The 16,749-nt window shown below is 55.5% G+C and carries 20 protein-coding genes; 5 read left to right on the forward strand and 15 right to left on the reverse strand.

The window, feature by feature from the left end; genetic code table 11:
- Positions 1-93: 93 nt before the first annotated feature.
- From FHS54_RS06275 to FHS54_RS06295, 5 genes are all read right to left on the reverse strand, one after another.
- Entirely contained in the window at positions 94-795 is a 702-nt protein-coding gene (locus FHS54_RS06275; protein WP_167302962.1) for an RNA polymerase sigma factor, read from the reverse strand.
- A gap of 26 nt (positions 796-821) precedes the next feature.
- Positions 822-1,148, reverse strand: a complete 327-nt coding sequence (locus FHS54_RS06280) for a cupredoxin domain-containing protein (protein WP_167302963.1) — start codon at positions 1,146-1,148, stop codon at positions 822-824.
- A 10-nt stretch (positions 1,149-1,158) separates the two neighbouring features.
- Positions 1,159-1,683 (reverse strand): DUF4142 domain-containing protein, encoded by a 525-nt coding sequence (locus FHS54_RS06285; RefSeq protein ID WP_167302964.1) that lies wholly within the window; start codon positions 1,681-1,683, stop codon positions 1,159-1,161.
- A gap of 84 nt (positions 1,684-1,767) precedes the next feature.
- Positions 1,768-2,313, reverse strand: a complete 546-nt coding sequence (locus tag FHS54_RS06290) for a DUF488 domain-containing protein (RefSeq protein WP_167302965.1) — start codon at positions 2,311-2,313, stop codon at positions 1,768-1,770.
- A gap of 2 nt (positions 2,314-2,315) precedes the next feature.
- Entirely contained in the window at positions 2,316-2,936 is a 621-nt protein-coding gene (locus FHS54_RS06295; protein ID WP_341785947.1) for a uracil-DNA glycosylase family protein, read from the reverse strand.
- 155 nt (positions 2,937-3,091) lie between these two features.
- On the opposite strand from FHS54_RS06295, the gene FHS54_RS06300 reads away from it, so the two are divergent.
- Positions 3,092-3,565 carry a DUF2231 domain-containing protein gene (locus FHS54_RS06300; protein ID WP_167302966.1) on the forward strand — a complete coding sequence of 158 codons (474 nt, stop codon included), beginning with the start codon at positions 3,092-3,094 and terminating at the stop codon, positions 3,563-3,565.
- A gap of 250 nt (positions 3,566-3,815) precedes the next feature.
- Positions 3,816-4,655, forward strand: coding sequence for a two-component system sensor histidine kinase NtrB (locus FHS54_RS06305; protein WP_243855673.1), 840 nt, complete (start codon positions 3,816-3,818; stop codon positions 4,653-4,655).
- A 452-nt stretch (positions 4,656-5,107) separates the two neighbouring features.
- On the opposite strand, the gene FHS54_RS06310 is transcribed toward FHS54_RS06305, so the two are convergent.
- From FHS54_RS06310 to FHS54_RS06325, 4 genes are all read right to left on the reverse strand, one after another.
- Positions 5,108-6,169 (reverse strand): aspartyl protease family protein, encoded by a 1,062-nt coding sequence (locus FHS54_RS06310; protein ID WP_243855674.1) that lies wholly within the window; start codon positions 6,167-6,169, stop codon positions 5,108-5,110.
- Positions 6,170-6,795: 626 nt separating this feature from the next.
- On the reverse strand, positions 6,796-7,059 hold the full coding sequence (locus FHS54_RS06315) for a hypothetical protein (RefSeq protein WP_243855675.1): 264 nt from the start codon (positions 7,057-7,059) through the stop codon (positions 6,796-6,798).
- A 523-nt stretch (positions 7,060-7,582) separates the two neighbouring features.
- Positions 7,583-8,275: a carbonic anhydrase gene (locus tag FHS54_RS06320; protein ID WP_243855676.1), complete on the reverse strand. Its 693-nt coding sequence runs from the start codon at positions 8,273-8,275 to the stop codon at positions 7,583-7,585.
- The gene (locus tag FHS54_RS06325) at positions 8,272-8,913 is read right to left on the reverse strand and encodes a peroxiredoxin (protein ID WP_167302967.1); all 642 of its coding nucleotides are present in this window, start codon (positions 8,911-8,913) and stop codon (positions 8,272-8,274) included. The genes FHS54_RS06320 and FHS54_RS06325 overlap by 4 nt, the downstream gene beginning before the upstream one ends.
- Positions 8,914-9,710: 797 nt before the next feature.
- On the opposite strand from FHS54_RS06325, the gene FHS54_RS06330 reads away from it, so the two are divergent.
- The 3 genes from FHS54_RS06330 (at position 9,711) to FHS54_RS06340 (ending at position 12,163) form a co-directional block, all read left to right on the forward strand.
- Positions 9,711-10,559 (forward strand): LysR family transcriptional regulator, encoded by an 849-nt coding sequence (locus tag FHS54_RS06330; RefSeq protein ID WP_167302968.1) that lies wholly within the window; start codon positions 9,711-9,713, stop codon positions 10,557-10,559.
- A gap of 70 nt (positions 10,560-10,629) precedes the next feature.
- On the forward strand, positions 10,630-11,064 hold the full coding sequence (locus tag FHS54_RS06335) for a DUF6306 domain-containing protein (RefSeq protein ID WP_243855677.1): 435 nt from the start codon (positions 10,630-10,632) through the stop codon (positions 11,062-11,064).
- Between the two features lie 250 nt (positions 11,065-11,314).
- Complete coding sequence (locus tag FHS54_RS06340; protein ID WP_167302970.1) at positions 11,315-12,163, forward strand: LysR family transcriptional regulator; 849 nt, start codon at positions 11,315-11,317, stop codon at positions 12,161-12,163.
- Between the two features lie 219 nt (positions 12,164-12,382).
- On the opposite strand, the gene FHS54_RS06345 is transcribed toward FHS54_RS06340, so the two are convergent.
- From FHS54_RS06345 to FHS54_RS06370, 6 genes are read right to left on the reverse strand one after another with little or no spacing between them, the layout of a single operon-like run.
- Positions 12,383-12,757, reverse strand: a complete 375-nt coding sequence (locus tag FHS54_RS06345; protein ID WP_167302971.1) for a DUF488 domain-containing protein — start codon at positions 12,755-12,757, stop codon at positions 12,383-12,385.
- The gene (locus FHS54_RS06350) at positions 12,754-13,071 is read right to left on the reverse strand and encodes a hypothetical protein (protein WP_167302972.1); all 318 of its coding nucleotides are present in this window, start codon (positions 13,069-13,071) and stop codon (positions 12,754-12,756) included. Before FHS54_RS06350 ends, FHS54_RS06345 begins: the two co-directional genes overlap by 4 nt.
- Positions 13,061-13,555, reverse strand: a complete 495-nt coding sequence (locus tag FHS54_RS06355; protein ID WP_243855707.1) for a redoxin domain-containing protein — start codon at positions 13,553-13,555, stop codon at positions 13,061-13,063. The genes FHS54_RS06350 and FHS54_RS06355 overlap by 11 nt, the downstream gene beginning before the upstream one ends.
- Before the next feature lie 22 nt (positions 13,556-13,577).
- A complete protein-coding gene (locus FHS54_RS06360) occupies positions 13,578-13,829 on the reverse strand; it encodes a hypothetical protein (protein ID WP_167302973.1) in 252 nt (83 codons plus the stop codon).
- Positions 13,830-13,865: 36 nt separating this feature from the next.
- Positions 13,866-15,038, reverse strand: a complete 1,173-nt coding sequence (gene metB, locus FHS54_RS06365) for a cystathionine gamma-synthase (RefSeq protein ID WP_167302974.1) — start codon at positions 15,036-15,038, stop codon at positions 13,866-13,868.
- The gene (locus FHS54_RS06370; RefSeq protein WP_167302975.1) at positions 15,031-16,749 is read right to left on the reverse strand and encodes an NADPH-dependent assimilatory sulfite reductase hemoprotein subunit; all 1,719 of its coding nucleotides are present in this window, start codon (positions 16,747-16,749) and stop codon (positions 15,031-15,033) included. The genes metB and FHS54_RS06370 overlap by 8 nt, the downstream gene beginning before the upstream one ends.

Below are 16,749 nucleotides of genomic sequence, written 5' to 3' on the forward strand. Positions count from 1 at the left end.
GCATTGCCACGCTTCACCCCAAAAGAATGGCGTTGCCAGCGACACCGCCGACCCAACTTGCAACCAGAACAAAATCCCTGGCTTTCGATGAAGTCAGGCACCAGCGCGAGCGTTGCAGATCGACTGAAGCACCCGGTTAGTCATCGCTGCGCAGTCTGCGCCAGCGAATGGAAAACTGCCAGTCAAGGCGCTCTTCAGCTCTGGTGCAAGTCGTCGTTTTAGCATTCGCTTAGCTCGGAAGTCTCTCGACTTGGCCGTCGCCGGCAGGATTTCTAATGAGTTAGCCACTTCCTCCACACTCATGCCCTCTATGTGTCGGAGGATGAAAACCGTTCGGAAATCGTCCGATAGGCAAGCAACTGCGCTTCCCAGCACATGGCGGATCTGCTGTTGTGCAAGCGACCCGTCGGGTAGCAGTGACGTTGTGGATCCACGCATCAGCTTGTCCCGGTATTCTTCGAGGATCACCACCGACTTCTCATCCAGTCTTGCTCGTTGCCGATGAAGCGATCGCTTTCGGGCTAACGCTTGGTTGATCGCTATTTTCGTCAGCCAGGTCGAAAGCGAGGATCGGCCTTCAAATTCCGCCGCAGCTGAGAAAGCTTTCATGAAGGACGATTGGACGACGTCTTCTGCTTCCGTACGGTCACGGAGGATTGACCATGCGGCGCGGAAGAGACGTTGATTGTGGCGCTGCGTAATCACGCGGACCGCCGCTGGTTCTCCGGCGGAGAAGCCTCTCGCAAGGGAGAGATCGTCCGATTGGCTGTAATCCAACGTTTCGTGCGCTTGCATTGGATTGCCTCCTGACACGGTATCGTTCATTTGGACGCGGACAGTAAACCTGTCATCGTGGGGTGATAAACGCAGTAGAATGCATGACGTCCAGGCCCGGGCACAACGGTTTTTCCACTGCCGCCGGGGGGAAGGTCCACATGGAAAGTCTGGTCCTTGGCGGTCGCAGTATGCCGGATGATGTCCTTGTTGATCCAGATAATCGTATCGCCAGCCTTCAGGTGCGGGGGCACCGGCCCGAACTTCATATTCGCGATCACAACAACATGCCCACGCGGAGTTGCTCCCGCAGGCGGTGGTGCTAGCAAGGCAGCGCCAGCAATGGCTGTCGCAAGAGACTGGAACCGTCCCATGGCGCGCTCCTCACTTCAGCTGGCTCAGTAGATGTTCGGCATGCGATTGGTGTGCTTGGAACAGAGCCAATCCGTTTTCCAGAAGCGATTTGAGTTGGGCATTTCGTGCGTTGGGGATCAACGAGTTGCTGAGGGCTTCATTGACCTGACGGTGAAATGCGACTTCATTGCGAATATAGGCTTTGTCGCAGGATCGGCCAGTCAGGCTGCCCAAATGCGCGGCTGTATCTCGGGCTTGAGAAGTTAGCTTTTCGCTTGTCGCATTCGGTTCGGGCCTCAAGCCCAGCTTTTTCAATAGCGCGATTGCCTGCTGGTTAACTGCTTTGTGATCGCGGATCATGGTCTGCGCGAACTGACGGACCGCGGGATCGGCCGCCTGGCGTAACGCCTGCTCTCCCGCGTGCACATCGAGCAGACCCGCCGTGTACGCAATGTGCGCGATCTGCGGATCGGTGGGACTCTCTGCGGCTAGAGTGGTGGGTGAAACGGACAGGAGGAGGGCGGATGCAGAAGCGAGCAAGGTTTTGGCGATCATCGTTCTTCTCCCATGAGTAGGTCGGTAAGCCTTTGATGCCGGATTTCTCGATCGGTTCCCGCTGATTTCGTCTGTCGACAAGCTCTATTCCGGAGGATAGATGACCCGATCGCTGGCTAGCTCGGCTCCAGAGGATAGCTTTGCAGGCTCAATACGGCCTTGTCCCATGAGGTGCAGGACCCTCCAGCCGTCTGCGAGCAGATAATCAGAAATTATACGTCGATGGCAGCGCCACCACACGGCTTCCGAACACATAAGAGCGCACGACACTTCTCGGGCGAGATGCTTCAGTTGGTCCATGCCGTCGCGAAATTGCGGCGAGAGTGCGTAATCGGCATAGTTGTGAAAGCTCTGATTCTCCCAAAAGGCATTCAGTTCGGGTGCTATGTCCTTCTGACGAGAACGGCGGCCGCCAAGCGTCTCGATCAGTTCATAGCGGATTTGAAAGCGGCTGAGTGTCTCCGGTAGACTGTCAAAATTATATTGAGGATTTCTACGTGATCGCGGAATGGCCCGCACATCAACGACGCACTGGACTTCGCCACCGCGCAGGATGTCAATGAATTCTTCAATGGTGCGGGTGGAATGGCCTATCGTGTAAATCGGGTGTCCGTCGGGTGATGCGCTCATCCTTACTGCTCCAGAACGTCTTGGACTCGCCTACGAAGCTCCGGGAGCACCTCGAGTTCAAACCAGGGGTTGGCAGAGGCCCACATGCGAGAGCGCCAGGAGGGGTGGGGTAGTGGGAAATACTTCGGCAGGAACTCGCGAAATCGACGCACGCGCTCAGTCATCCGTCCCGCGCCGAGGGCATTCTCCTGTGCATAGGTGCCGACTAGCAGTGTCAATTTGATGCGCGGCATTTGGGTGAGCAGGCCTTTTCGCCACAGTCTGGCGCATTCGGGGCGCGGAGCCGCATCTCCACTTCTCGCTCTGCCAGGATAGCAGAAGCCGACCGGTACGATGGCGACTCTGCTGGCGTCATAAAATGTCTTGGATGTCACCCCCATCCAGTCGCGCAACCTATCTCCCGAAGGATCTGAAAAGGGGATACCTGATGCGTGGACTTTGGAGCCGGGCGCTTGGCTCGCGATGAGCAGCCTCGCCTGAGGCGACACTTGAATGACTGGCCGTGGCTCGACGGGAAGCAGGTGGGCGCAGGCACGACAACCTCTTATCGACGCAACCAGATCCTCAAAAACAACCACACCAACCCCAATCCAAGTCGTCATGCGGAGACGAACGAAAAACATCCAAATGCCACTTCGATTATAAAGGCACGGGCCTGTGTTCAGGTTCCTTAGCGGAGGTTTGTTGGAATCGGGAACCTAAGCGTGCTCTCGACATCTAATGGCATGGCGGAAAAGCGCCAGGATATCTGCAGCTTCTCACCGCGGGAGGGATCGCTATGCACGACTCAAACCCGAACAGTACCGCCAGCGTTGCTGGTCACCCGCTTCATCCTATGTTGATCCCCTTTCCAATCGCCTTCTTCGTTGGTGCCCTTGTGGTGGACATCGTCTACCGTCAGAGTTTGGATCCATTTTGGCCTGAGGCGGCGGCCTATCTTCTCGGGGCTGGCTTGGCCATGGCCGCGCTGGCGGCGCTAGCCGGTCTGACCGATTTTCTTGGTGACCGACGCATTCGCAGCTTGCGAGCTGCTTGGTACCATCTCATTGGAAACGTCACAGTCGTGCTGATCGAGGCTATAAATCTATGGGGGCGTATAGAAGACGGGATAAGCTTCGTCCTTCCGGCTGGGCTTGGCCTTTCCATAGTCGCCACGCTCATGCTGTTGTTCAACGGCTGGAAGGGGTGGGAAATGGTTTACCGGCACCGCGTGGGCATTGCACAGGAAGCGAAAGACCTCACATCCAGCTGAACAGAATGAAGCACTGTGTTGCTTCTAACATGTTCATCGGATCCAGCCAGCCGTCACCCTTTTCCTGCAAATTTTTAGACTGCAAAAGCTCTGCAAAACTAAAGGTGAACGGCGAAAGCATATCCAAGCAAGAACATTGTATTGAAGCGCAATAATATTAATTAGACTTTTCCTAATAGGAGGAGCAACTTCGCAGTCAAAGGGAATGTGAACGGTCCCTAACATCAAACGGCAGCAAAAGGACTGTTATATGCTGGTCGACGAGGCGAACAGGCTACCGACCGATTGCGGGGCTCTAAACACCGCGCACGACAGTGAGCAGTCGGGCAGTACCGATCGCATACAGAAACCCGATGATACCCAGCGAATGCTTATTCTTGGCCAAATGAGTCGAGGGTTCGTGCACGACTTTAGGAACGTTCTTGGGGTGATTTCCGCAGCTGTACGTTTGGCTGAACGAAACGCTTCTGACCCTTCAGCGCTTGGCGGCTTTCTAACGGGAGCTCAGGAGGGGGTAGAACGCGGATTCCGGATGACAGCACGTCTGCTAGATTTTGCGAGCGGCCATGATTGCGACGTTCGCGCGCAGAATGTCAATGATGCTCTGGGGCGATTGCAATCGCTGTTGCAATATGCTGCTGGATCCGACATTCGAATTTTAATGCAGCTAGGTTCCGAAGTACCCGATATCGATTTGGAACTTTCACAATTCAATGCAGCAATAATGAATCTTGTCGTCAACTCTCGAGATGCGATGCCTAATGGTGGGATTATCGATATTAGCACTGCCTTGATCTCTCGATCTTTGTCACTCGATCACGAGCCTCAGCGCTATATACGCGTGCGAGTGAGAGATAACGGGACGGGCATGGATACGGACGTGAGTGGCAGAATTTTTGACCCATTCTTCACCACCAAGGCTGGAGCAGGTACCGGGTTGGGGGTCCCTCAAGTTGATGCTTTTATGAAGCAGGTCGGCGGCTCAATAAGTGTCGACACCGCACTGGGTGTCGGAACAACATTTGATCTCTTCTTTCCCGCTCCCGCCGCGGCTCGTGATGCCGACCATTCCATCTTGGCATCTAGATGAACCGGCAAAAAGGAAGACGGTGCCCGCAAAGGTTTGCCAACAGAATCGGCTGTCTCAGCCGGAGACGGGAGATTGGTATTCGAAAGACTGGCTTATCGCAGCGTGGGAGCGCTAAAACTGCCCCAGCCACGGCTGGTGAGTGTCATAGCCGCCGTGACGACGTATGCCCGAAGTGAGCGAATGAGGCGACATTCCTACTTGCGCCCCAAGCAGGGTAAATTCACTAATGTCCAAATGAAAAGCTGGTGAATTGGATCGGCTTACTTACCATGCGTTATTGTAGTAACGTACCAACTAAATCATCGCTGACCCTATCATAATTTGATGGATCATGATGTCTTATACTTCCCGCCTAAAAAAGTTCAAAAATAATTTGCCAGTGTCAAGTGTATTATCCGTCCACTAGAAAGTTCAAGAACAATGCTGCTACCCGGAGGGCGAAAACCTAATCGTTAGCCAGGTATCGGATAATTACGACTGATTGAGCGCCCGTCGACACTGACCACCGCATCATTGACGCGCAATCCTGCCTGCCATGCTGGACTTCCTTGTGCGACATGGGAGAAAACCAGCTTCTTTTCTTCGCGGCGGCCAGAGATCCCGAGTCTGTCTCTCTGGATCTCGGAAGCCAGTATGTGTCGGTCCACTGCCGCTTGAAGTGACTTTCTACCTAAACTCAAAATCATGTGAAACGAGTGAAACAAGGGCCAGCCCAACGATATGGGCTCTGCTAGCTTCCAATTCTCCACTGCATGGACCGGAACATCATGTAGTTCGATCTCGCCGATTTGAACCGTGCGAAGTGAAAATGCGATATTGGTAAGGACGCCTTCCAGGCCGATAGATACGGGCGAAGACTGAATCCTTTCATAAAGCAGCCCATGCTCCCGTGCATAATCCGCCGCGACGGTGATCGGCGTGTCGCTCCCTAAATCAAGTAGCGCTCTTACTCGTTGCCTTCCTTCCAGTGTAAGATCGATCGACGGAAAGGCAGCGCGCTCACCCTGCAGGGGCAGTGTGAAATCGGCTCTAAAATCCGTATCTTGTTGCTTTTTGAGCCAACGGACGCGGTCCCCGATGAAATCTACCTCGACATCGATTATTCGAAGCACGTCGCGCCCAACGATCAAGGGAATGCGTTGACCGGACAGAGCGTCTAAGTCTGCCGCTCCATAGCTGTCGATGGGCAAATCGTGGACGATCGTGCCGGCGGCCTCGATAGTTTGCGCACGATAGCTTAGCCCCGACACTCTACGGGTAAAGGATGTAGTTGAAGTTTTCCCAAGAGGTACAAGTCCTAATTCTCTCGCCAAGCTAGCGTTAATGATCGATCTAGAGGTGCCACTATCCACCAAAGCAGATACTGTCCTATCATTTAGCTTCACAGACGTGAAAATCATGCGTCGACGTCGAAGATCCATCGGCTCCCAAGGGTTGCCGATCTCCTCTATCGCTCGAGTTTCAGCACAAGTTTTAGAAGGTAATGATAGTTTGCCGAGCAGTCGTTTTAACAAGCGCGCCTCACAAGCTTTATTACCACCGAAAACGATCTTGTTTCGAGATCGTATCTAGTCAGTGTAAGAAACCAATAATAGTCACCAAAGAAATATAGCTTAGTCCATATCAATCGAGGATCTACTATCATTTGAAGTTCAAACTAAACATTTTACAATATTATATAGAGGACTATATTTATATATCTGAGGCGTCGCCCTTCTCCTGATGGGCGTGCCGCCTGCACTCGATTCACTCACAAAGCATCCCATTTGAAATCTTGAGAGAGGTAATCGACATCACGGCGTATTTCGCTTTGTGGACGCTCAACTTAAGCGGGTCGTGCCGCTTTGAACTGCGTGCTGGAGTACCCTCGACATATTTAGGGATGCAGGAGCGAAATGCTGAGACGGTGGCATAACCTCGTTTAGCAAGATGCTTAAACTCTGAGCAGATAATGATAGAAGACTATTACCCAGCGAAGGAAATTTAAACAGTCTTTTTCCCAAAAGGAAAAGCGGTGAACTCCGCTAGGGAACGCAAAATAACGGTGGGTTCAGCGATGAATCGATGGTTTTAAATGCGTGCTAGGTCTTCACTACCAGCGCTTGCCCGTGGATGTGTTTTGGAATCCGCATCAGCTACTTTACGGCTGAATAACCTCACGTACCTCGTCATGGACGGGGAACGCGGGCTCTGATGTCGCCGTTGCCGGAATTTGATCGCTGATCAGAATGGCGAATTTAGCTCCAGCGTAGCAGATCCCCGGTTGATGCCACGCACGTGTCACAACTAGGATCTTGCCGTTGAGTTCAACTCGCTCTCCCGGTGTGGGGGGGCGCAAAAAATGGAAGCGGCCAGCGGGTGTGGCATTCTTATGGTCGCGGCCATTGAAGACATCGATCAGCATCTCGTTTCATCTCCAGCAGATTGAAATAGGTAATGTGCCGCGTATTTTTTCGTCACAGCTAATCTCCAGACTTAGGAGAAGTGGACGTAGCGGGCCAGCAGTCGAAAAATTGTAGCGCGACTCGACGGTTAGTGATCACGTGCGGCTCCGGCAAGGCGCGCGCTCAAAGCAGCGATGCAGAGCGCAATTACATGATCTCTATGTCCGTCCGCCCACGTGCCGTCCGGGCCTAGTACGGCCGTACTCGCGCCAGTTTCTTCGATCCAAAAGCCTGGAGGGACGAGTGTTGCGGCAGCCGAGCGGGCTTCTGAATAGCGTAGGGCACGCACGCGTGTGCCGTCGGCTTGAATCCAGATCCCGGTGTCTGCATCCTGCAGTTCAATCAGGGATGGAAACACAGCCAAGGCGATCTGTGCATCCAGCGCACGGCTCGGCGCCGTGGCTCGTCTGCAGGCTGCGATGGCGCCAGCCAATGCTACGGTGCGGGTGTCGGTATCCGAATATGAGGAGGAACGAGGCATGCTCATCTTGCGGGCTTCACGTTGTCGTGTCGTGGCAGACCTTCGGCGTGTCGAGAGACGGGCTCGCACACAGTGCGCAACAATCCATCGCTGATTGCGTAGATCCATCCGTGCAGTGTCACGTCAGCTTGCGCTTCCCACGCGGCGCGCACGATACGGTTGCTTGTGAGGGCTTTTACCTGGGCGACGACGTTGCGTTCGCAGAGGGCGTCAGCGTCCGCTTGCGTGGGCGCGGCTTCGCAGGGATGCTGATGATGCACCGCCCTTACGGGGGCGAGCCAATCGCCGATTGCATCGTGAGTGTCAGGTGCCATGGCAGCCTGAACGCCGCCACAGCCGTAGTGACCCACTACTATGACGTGTCGAACGCGCAGCACATCGATTGCGAATTGTAACGCCGATGCGAAATTGGGATCATCCTCGATCGCAAGATTGGCAACGTTGCGATGTACGAACATCTCGCCGGGATCGAGGTTTACAATTTCAGTCGCGGGCACGCGGCTGTCTGAACAGCCTATCCAAAAGTAGCTGGGCCTCTGCTGGTCAACAAGCCGGCTGAAGAAGCTAGGATCAGCCAAGGTCTTGGATTGAGCCCATGCTCGGTTGCGGGTGAATAGGGCAGTCAGGTCATCACTGTTGTCGCGCTTAGTGGCCGCGTGCATTGCGTCTGCCGACTTTTCCCCAAAATCCGTCATTGAGCAGCTTCCTCGAGGTCGACGACTCTCAAATATGGTTTCAAAGTCTTGTAGCCTTGTGGGAACAGGCGTGAGGCCTCTTCATTAGATAGTTTGGGCGAGATCACCACAGGCTCGCCCGGCTTCCAGTTGACAGGTGTGGCGATGCTGCGCGCGTCTGTAAGCTGAAGACTGTCAATTGCACGCAGGATTTCTGCGAAATTACGCCCGGTCGATGGCGGATAGGTCAGGATGAGACGAACCTTGCGCGATGGGTCTATGACAAACACCGAACGAACCGTGACAGTCGGATCGCTCTCAGGATGGATCATATCGTACAGCGTAGAAACTCGGGCGTCGGGATCTGCGATCATTGGAAAATAGAGCTTCGCGCCCTGTGTTTCCTCTATGTCGCTCTCCCATCGGCGATGTGCTTCTACCGGATCGACGGAAAGTCCGATCGGCTTGACGTTGCGCTTGTCCCATTCGGGCCGAAGCTTGGCAACCTCGCCGAGCTCAGTGGTGCACACTGGAGTGAAATTTTTGGGATGGCTGAATAATACGCCCCAGCTTGACCCAAGCCAGTCGTGGAACCGTAGGACGCCATGTGTGCTGTTCTCTTCGAAATCGGGGGCAATCTGCCCAAGCTGGATGGTCATGGACACTCCTTCACGATGGCCAGCCCATTGTGGAGTGAATAAAAGCATCAAGCAAATGAATGATATTCATACTTTACCACAACAACCTTGTTATAAATTATCGCCCTGCTCACGCCCGACGCAATACTGCTACCGCCGAGGCAAGCCTAAACTGTGGTCCTCTGCTGGTCGGACCACTTGTGAGCAGCCCCATCAATAATAGGATCGACCGTATAGCTTCTGTCACCGTGACTCCAGTAACAGGCTGTGGCGGGGAGATCCCGCTCTTCTCTTATTCTGATCGAGTTCCATGATCCCTCCGCGTCACCTCAGTCTGCTTCATCGCTGACCGGGCCCCTGATTGCCATCCTTGCGGATCGAAGGGTTTGATAGTTGGGAGTCTGGCGGCCAAACTGAGGCTATATCGAACGGAGGTGGGATTTCATTTGATCTTTCACGTGCATTGTCCAGCCTTGACCAATTAAAGAGTCCGGCGGCGATGCCAACGCAAACGCCAGCGAAGAACACAATCGCCACAATGCCGATTTCGGTGCTGGAAACTATTCGAGTCCGGAAACACAACACACCGATACCTATGATGATCAGAAGAATAGGTAGTGTCCATATTGCTGCATACTGCTGGCAGCTTCTACGCGGGTGCTCGGGCCTGAATGATCTTGGATGTCTCATCTTGCATCCTGCTCGAACTACGAAATTTCAGCCTTAGGCTGCATGTCCCTTGCGCGGGCAATATCGGTCAGTTAGGATATATGAAGCAAACGAATATTATTGCGCTATAGGAATAAGGAGTTTGCTGGATGGATATCAGCGTCGCCCGCACCTTTTTGGAAGTGGTGAAAACCGGCAGCTTCGTAGGTGCGGCGGCCAATCTCCATTTAACCCAGACGGCGATTAGTGCTCGCATCCGCGTGTTGGAGGAGCAACTAGATGGGCCGCTGTTTGTCCGCAATAAGGCTGGCGCGAGACTAACCCCCGCCGGAGAGCAGTTCCTGCGATTTGCAACCACTTTGGTTCAGGTTTGGGCCCGGGCTCAACAAGCAGTGGCTTTGCCGCCGGGACGGGAAACGGTGGTGACTGTGGGAGCCGAGCTTAGTTTATGGAGTCCCCTCTTGCGACACTGGCTTCTTTGGATGCGGCGCGAATGCCCAGGAATTGCTGTGCGTACGCATATCGATGGGTCTGAACGCCTCATGGAGCAGGTTCAAGAAGGCTCGCTGGATGTTGCTGTGCTTTATGCGGCCCCGAGCCGACCAGGAATCATTGCGGAACTCCTCTTTGAAGAGAAGCTGGTTTTAGTTCGCACGACACCGACCGATCTGCCTCTCGCGCGAGAGGATCATGTGCAGGTGGATTGGGGCGAGGAATTTGCCGCGAGTCACCAGGCGGCCTTTCCCGACGAACCCAATGCCGTGGTGTCGATCAGTTATGGTCCGTTAGCCCTCGATTATATCCTTGCTACTGGCGGGAGCGGCTACTTTCGCGAGGGCTTCATTCGTTCTTATCTTGACGAGGGACGACTTGCGCTCGTTCCGAATAGCCCTGAGTTCTCCTACTCCGCCTATGTGGTTCATTCGACCAAAGCCGATCAAGAGGTGATGGACCGCATCCGAACAGGCCTCCGGGAGGCTGCTCTGGTTTCAGTGTGACAGGTGATCCATGATCTCAAACGAGCCGTCGTCTCCGGTCTGCTATATGGCCGAGGGTGACGACATATATATGGGCTACATCGGCCGCGATGAACTTCTGAACGAGCTTAATGCGTTGCTTGAAGCCGAGCGAGCGGGCGCTAAAGTTGCGCTTGCCAGCAGCCTTATATCGGCCCCGCCCGCATACACCGAGCTCATGCTCGTGGTCCGTGACGATGAAGCACGTTGGTGCGCTATGCTGGCAGAGCAAATCCGTAAGCTTGAAGCGACACCATCTCGCAGAACCGGTGCATTTCGGGAAAAGGCGCTGGCGGTCTCGGAACCTTATGATCGGCTGGCGCTCCTCAATCGTGGCCAGGCATGGGTCATCCGCAAGCTTGAAAAGTTGCTGCCGCGCGTCCGCGACGAGCATCTGCACCGCGCCCTGAAAGAGATGCTGGAAAGTCATCAAGACAATGTCCGGAAAGCCGCTGGCCTCCTTGATCCTGAACATCCCGGCCATTGAAACCACCGGTCGCGTTGTTCCTCCATGTCAACGCCAAGCTGCCAAGGCGGTATGCCCCGCCATTTTTGAGAAGGTGCAGGGCTAACGCGGGCGCCACAAACCTGCGGTTCGTAGGGCAAATTCCTTTCGAGGTCCCGAGATTATCAGGCACTCAGATCGCTGCTGCAGCGGCCTTGAGCGAGCGCAAATCCATCGCTATGGCCCCTCCAGATCACATATGAATACGCATTAAGCGTAAGGAAATCATTGCATGGACATCGCCATTGCGCGGACTTTTCTCGAGGTGGTGAAGACCGGCAGCTTTGTAGGTGCCGCCTCCAATCTCAATCTCACCCAAACCGCAGTCAGCGCCCGCATCCGGGTTTTAGAGGAGCAGCTCGATTGTGCGGTATTCATCCGCAACAAGGCTGGAGCCAAACTGACCCCTGCTGGCGAGCAGTTCCTTAGGTTCGCTACCACGCTGGTCCAAGTCTGGGCCCGCGCCCAACGCGCAGTCGCTCTGCCACCGGGTCGGGAGACCGTAGTCACGGCGGGAGTGGAGCTTAGCCTCTGGAACCCGCTTCTTCGCCACTGGCTGCTTTGGATGCGGCGCGAGTGTCCTGAGATTGCGGTTCGAACACAGATCGACGCAGCTGAGAACCTAATGGAGCAGGTCCAAGATGGATCACTTGATGTCGCGATTCTCTACGCCGCGCCGCATCGGCCAGGCGTGGTCGCTGAGCTGCTGTTCGAAGAAAAGCTGGTGATGGTGAGAACTCCACCCACTGCTGCTCCACTCTCGCCGCAGGACCATGTGCAGATTGATTGGGGCGACGAGTTTGCGGCGAGTTTCCAAGCAGCATTCCCTGATCATCCTAATGCTGTCGTTTCGATCAGCTATGGTCCTTTAGCATTGGAATACATTCTAGCGGCAGGTGGCAGCGGATATTTCCGGAAAGGCTTTGTGCGGCCCTACCTCGAGGACAACCGTCTTGCGCTGGTCCAAAACAGTCCTGAATTTTCCTATTCGGCTTATGTTGTGCACTCCACCAAAGCCGATCCCGGGGTGATGGACCGTATTCGTGAGGGGCTTCATGTCGCCGCCAAGATCGCGGTCTGAACCGAGCCTTCATCGTTGGATATGGGTCAAGCGTTCGTTGCACAAGCCACCGGCAGGGACGCGTGACATCCTGGGTTGTGTATCGTGAGGAGATCCGGCGGTTGCGCCTGCAGATCTTGAAGATTTCACAACATTTATCGATATCGTTACTTTGCAGAACGGGCCTGTGTACTGTTAGAGGGCGAGGTTCGCCAAAAGATCATTTTGGTTGAAAGTCCTTCAGCCGTTCGTTTTGAAACGAACTCCGTGTTTGGCAAGGAATTTTCCCAGCACGACAGCCTGATTGATATGCCGATCGTGCGCACCGTAGAGAAGCGTGGTGTTACGGGATTTGACGATGCCACAAAGCTGTTTGACCGGCTCGACGTTGTTCATCAGTTCGGCGCGATATTTTTCGGCAAATTCATCGAAACGGGCTGGCTCATGGTCGAACCACTCACGCAGCTCCGCTGACGGTGCAATCTCCTTCAGCCATAGATCGAGAGCTGCCCTTGTCTTGGACACGCCTCGTGGCCAAAGTCGATCCACCAAAACACGGAAGCCGTCAGTAGGAACCGCGGGGTCATATATGCGCTTGATGCGAAGCGTGCTCATCGCCTGCCTTCCGATGGTTTGCGTCCGATCCAGGCGGGTGGGTCACTAGCAGGAAAGGACTCGATCGACGCTTCATCAATAGCGTCGATGACGGATCCGCTTGCAAGCAGGAGCCGGACCTGGCGGCAGATCTCGATTATGCAGTCTCTGCGCTTTTCTTCGTTTAGCGTGACGCGAGTCCGAAAGCGGTCGTGCACGACCTCTTCTGCTAAAATTTCCAGTGGGCCATCATCGACACGGTGGCGGAGCGCGATGTAACGGACCGCGTCTGCAAGCTGGCGAGGATCGATGGTATCGTCACCTTCACTGGGCATCGGACCGTTCCCGTTCTGCTAGGAGCAAGCCGATGTCGGCCCCGACGCGGATGTCGTCCTCCGTTCCGAATGTATGCTTGTGCAGGCGGCCGCGGTGGTCGATCAGGACAAGTGTCGGCGTCCCCTGCATCCCATAGGCGGCCATGGTCTTCGGGATTGGACCCGCACCAGGAAGATCGACGCCCACAGGAAAGGTCAGCCGGAATTCGCGAATGAAGACAGCCAGTGCTTGGGTCGTCATTACCTCATTATGCTCAAACACGGTGTGGATGCCGATGACGGCCAGATCCCCCGGATCGAAGTTCTCAGCGATGCGCTGCGCTTGCGGAAGGCTATTCATGACGCAGCCCGGACACAGCATCTGAAAGGCATGAAGAGCGACGACCTTGCCACGCAGGCTCTCAAGATCAAGTGGGCTTGAGCTATTGAACCATTGTGCCACATGCCAATCCGGGGCGAGCGGGGCTGCAGCGCTTTCCATCATGATCACCTTCTATCACCATTCGTTAGAGCTGAGCCAGATTGAACAAGGTCACCATCATGCCGATCGCGATGCCGAAGACCATCACCATCACCCCCGCAATACGCAGGACGTAGGTTATCGGCTCCTCGTCGCTATTCGCGGCCACGATCGCAGAGGGAGGAGGGGGGGACCGGCCGATCAGGCGCCTGACGAATGGCTGGCGAAAAGCCATTGAAAAGCCCACAATCGCGAGGATTATAGCGAAGAAATCGACTATGAATACGTATATGGGCATCGTTGTTGGTCCTTCATTCTCGTGCTTTTGAGTCTATTAGCCGCTGCAGGCTGCAAGGCCCTCATCAAGGCCGGCGAGTAGATCCCGTTCCGCCTCCAGACCAACGGAAAGCCGTAAGAGGCTGTCGGTGATGCCCGCGGTGGCACGCGCATCCTCGCCCATGTCAGCGTGCGTCATCGTAGCCGGATGAGCCACAAGGCTTTCAACGCCGCCGAGGGACTCTGCGAGTGTGAAGAACCGCACGGCACTGAGGAACCGGCGCACGGAGAGAGCGCCGCCGTGCAGTTCGAAACTTAGCATCGCGCCGAATCCGCGCTGCTGCCGCGAAGCGATCGCATGGCTTGGATGTGTTGGCAGGCCCGGGTAGTGAACCTTCGCCACAGCAGGATGGTTCTCGAGGAATTGGGCAACCGCCATCGCGTTGATTTGCTGCTGCTCCATCCGGGGAAAGAGCGTGCGCAGGCCACGCAACGTCAGCCATGAATCGAAGGGAGCGCCGGCGCTGCCGACCACATTCGCCCAATGCCGCAGTTGCTCTACCTGCGCTGGGTCGGCTGCGATAATCGCTCCCCCGATCACGTCTGAATGGCCATTCAGATATTTGGTCGTGGAGTGAATCACATAATCCGCACCGAGTTCGATAGGGCGTTGGATCGCGGGTGACAGGAAGGTGTTGTCGACCGCGACCGCTGCGCCCGCTGACCGTGCTTTGCGCGAGAGGGCAGCAATATCGACGACTCGCATCAAGGGGTTGCTTGGGGTCTCAACAAGGACGAGCGCGGGTACTTCCTCCAATGCCGCTTCAAATGCGCTCATGTTGGACTGGTCGACAAACCGGACACCGCAGTGGCCAAGATCTGCACGCGCCTTAAGAAGCCGCATGGTGCCACCATAGCAGTCATGCGGGGCAAGGATCAGATCGTCGGGCCGTTGTCTGCCGACAAGGAGATCAAGCGCGGCCATTCCGCTCGAAGTGATGACTGCTCCAGCTCCCCTTTCGAGTTTGGAAAGAGCGTCGCTCAGCAGCTCCCGATTGGGATTTCCTGCTCGACCATAATCGTAGACGCGGGGCTCATCGTAGCCGGCGAACTCATAGGTGCTCGAGAGGTAGAGAGGGGGTGCGACAGCACCGAATGTGGAGTCACTTGCCACGCCGTAGGCAGCCGTGACAGTCTGGGGGCGCGGATTGTCGTCTGTGCGATCAGTCATTGAAAAAACGCCCTTCTGTGACTTCGCGCACGATGCCGGCGCGAATGGTGAAATCTCCGAAACGCTCCTCGGGTAGTCGTTCACGAGCATAGCGTGCGAGGGCGTCGGCCAGAACTTTCAGGATCGTTGCTTCCCCGACATTCTCTCGGACCATGCGGTTCAGGCGTTCGCCGTGAAAGCCGCCGCCAAAATAAAGATTATACTTCCCGGGCGCACGCCCAGTCAGCCCAATTTCGGCAATATAGGGGCGCGAGCATCCATTCGGGCAGCCGCTCATCCGGATCGTAATCGGATCGTCTGAAAGACCATGCTCGGCAAGGATCGCCTCGATCTTGCTCAGCAGAGAAGGCAAATAGCGCTCACTTTCGGCCATCGCGAGTCCGCAGGTTGGCAGAGCGACGCAGGCGATAGCGCTCCGCCGTATTGCCGAAACTTGACCGATATTCGGCAGATGTTCAGCTAATATGGCGTCGATCCCGGCTCGTTTGTCTGCCTCGACGCCGGCGACGATTAGATTTTGGTTTGCTGTTAGCCTGAATGTCCCTTGGTGCACCCGAGCGACGTCGCGGAGCGCGTCGAGCAATTTGAGGTCAAGACGTCCATTTTCGATGACAAGCGTTCGGTGGTAGCGACCATCAGGCGTAGCATTCCAGCCATAGCTGTCGCCGTTCGAGGTGAACTGGAATGCACGCGCGTCTTCGAACACGAAGCCCATGCGCCGCTCAATTTCGACCTTGACCCAGTTTAGGCCCTTGTCGTCAATCGTATATTTGAAGCGAGCGCGTTGGCGGTTTTGCCGATCACCGTAGTCGCGCTGGACTGCCATGACCGCGTCGACACAGGTGATAACACTGTCGACGGGCACAAATCCAATTACGCTGGCAAGCCGTGGATAGGTTTCGGGGGCCTGGTCGGTGCGGCCCATGCCACCGCCGATAGCGACGTTGAACCCGATCAGCTGCTCTTCATCGGCGATCGCAATCAGCCCGAGATCCTGTGCATAAACATCGATATCGTTCGACGGTGGCAGCGCGAAACCGATCTTGAACTTACGTGGTAGATATGTGCGGCCGTAAAATGGCTCCTCCGCCTTTGACGTGCCGATACGCTCGCTGCCATACCAGATCTCGTGATAGGCTCGGGTTTTGGGAATGACGTGGTCACTGACGCGCTTTGCCAGGGCTGCGACCTCAGCATGATAGCGTGAGCTCTGGGGATCTGCCGTACACATCACGCCGCGGCTGTCGTCGCCGCACGCCGCTACAGTGTCGAGCAGCGTCTCGTGCAAACCTTGGATGATCGGCCGCAGACGGTCTTTCAAGACCCAATGGAACTGAAAGGTCTGGCGAGTCGTGATGCGCAGCGTTTCGCCGCCGTGCGCGCGGGCAAGTGCATCAAGTTTCAGCCATTGCGCCGGCGTGCACACGCCGCCGGGCAACCGAACGCGGATCATGAATTGGTAGGCAGGTTCGAGCTTCTGGCGCCGACGTTCATCGCGCAGGTCGCGATCATCCTGCTGGTAGATTCCGTGGAACTTCATCAGCTTCACGTCGTCAGAGGAGGGGACTGCCCCGGTGATCTGGTCGAGTAGGCCTTCGGCGATCGTACCGCGCAGATAGTCACTGCGGTCCTTCATGCGCTCATCCGAACTGAGCCTTTTAAGTGGCTGCGACAGGTCGCGCGTACGGTCAATGACGGTTTCATCGGGCAT

This window comes from Sphingobium vermicomposti (genome assembly GCF_011762025.1).
Taxonomy (GTDB): domain Bacteria; phylum Pseudomonadota; class Alphaproteobacteria; order Sphingomonadales; family Sphingomonadaceae; genus Sphingobium; species Sphingobium vermicomposti.

What these genes read in the sequence shown, in the direction of transcription:
- FHS54_RS06275 (WP_167302962.1), bottom strand. Translation starts at nt 795, where the DNA reads ATGCAAGCGCACGAAACGTTGGATTACAGCCAATCGGACGATCTCTCC.
- FHS54_RS06280 (WP_167302963.1), bottom strand. Translation starts at nt 1,148, where the DNA reads ATGGGACGGTTCCAGTCTCTTGCGACAGCCATTGCTGGCGCTGCCTTG.
- FHS54_RS06285 (WP_167302964.1), bottom strand. Translation starts at nt 1,683, where the DNA reads ATGATCGCCAAAACCTTGCTCGCTTCTGCATCCGCCCTCCTCCTGTCC.
- FHS54_RS06290 (WP_167302965.1), bottom strand. Translation starts at nt 2,313, where the DNA reads ATGAGCGCATCACCCGACGGACACCCGATTTACACGATAGGCCATTCC.
- FHS54_RS06295 (WP_341785947.1), bottom strand. Translation starts at nt 2,936, where the DNA reads ATGTTTTTCGTTCGTCTCCGCATGACGACTTGGATTGGGGTTGGTGTG.
- FHS54_RS06300 (WP_167302966.1), top strand. Translation starts at nt 3,092, where the DNA reads ATGCACGACTCAAACCCGAACAGTACCGCCAGCGTTGCTGGTCACCCG.
- FHS54_RS06305 (WP_243855673.1), top strand. Translation starts at nt 3,816, where the DNA reads ATGCTGGTCGACGAGGCGAACAGGCTACCGACCGATTGCGGGGCTCTA.
- FHS54_RS06315 (WP_243855675.1), bottom strand. Translation starts at nt 7,059, where the DNA reads ATGCTGATCGATGTCTTCAATGGCCGCGACCATAAGAATGCCACACCC.
- FHS54_RS06320 (WP_243855676.1), bottom strand. Translation starts at nt 8,275, where the DNA reads ATGACGGATTTTGGGGAAAAGTCGGCAGACGCAATGCACGCGGCCACT.
- FHS54_RS06325 (WP_167302967.1), bottom strand. Translation starts at nt 8,913, where the DNA reads ATGACCATCCAGCTTGGGCAGATTGCCCCCGATTTCGAAGAGAACAGC.
- FHS54_RS06330 (WP_167302968.1), top strand. Translation starts at nt 9,711, where the DNA reads ATGGATATCAGCGTCGCCCGCACCTTTTTGGAAGTGGTGAAAACCGGC.
- FHS54_RS06335 (WP_243855677.1), top strand. Translation starts at nt 10,630, where the DNA reads ATGGGCTACATCGGCCGCGATGAACTTCTGAACGAGCTTAATGCGTTG.
- FHS54_RS06340 (WP_167302970.1), top strand. Translation starts at nt 11,315, where the DNA reads ATGGACATCGCCATTGCGCGGACTTTTCTCGAGGTGGTGAAGACCGGC.
- FHS54_RS06345 (WP_167302971.1), bottom strand. Translation starts at nt 12,757, where the DNA reads ATGAGCACGCTTCGCATCAAGCGCATATATGACCCCGCGGTTCCTACT.
- FHS54_RS06350 (WP_167302972.1), bottom strand. Translation starts at nt 13,071, where the DNA reads ATGCCCAGTGAAGGTGACGATACCATCGATCCTCGCCAGCTTGCAGAC.
- FHS54_RS06355 (WP_243855707.1), bottom strand. Translation starts at nt 13,555, where the DNA reads ATGATGGAAAGCGCTGCAGCCCCGCTCGCCCCGGATTGGCATGTGGCA.
- FHS54_RS06360 (WP_167302973.1), bottom strand. Translation starts at nt 13,829, where the DNA reads ATGCCCATATACGTATTCATAGTCGATTTCTTCGCTATAATCCTCGCG.
- metB (WP_167302974.1), bottom strand. Translation starts at nt 15,038, where the DNA reads ATGACTGATCGCACAGACGACAATCCGCGCCCCCAGACTGTCACGGCT.
- FHS54_RS06370 (WP_167302975.1), bottom strand. Translation starts at nt 16,749, where the DNA reads ATGCCCGATGAAACCGTCATTGACCGTACGCGCGACCTGTCGCAGCCA.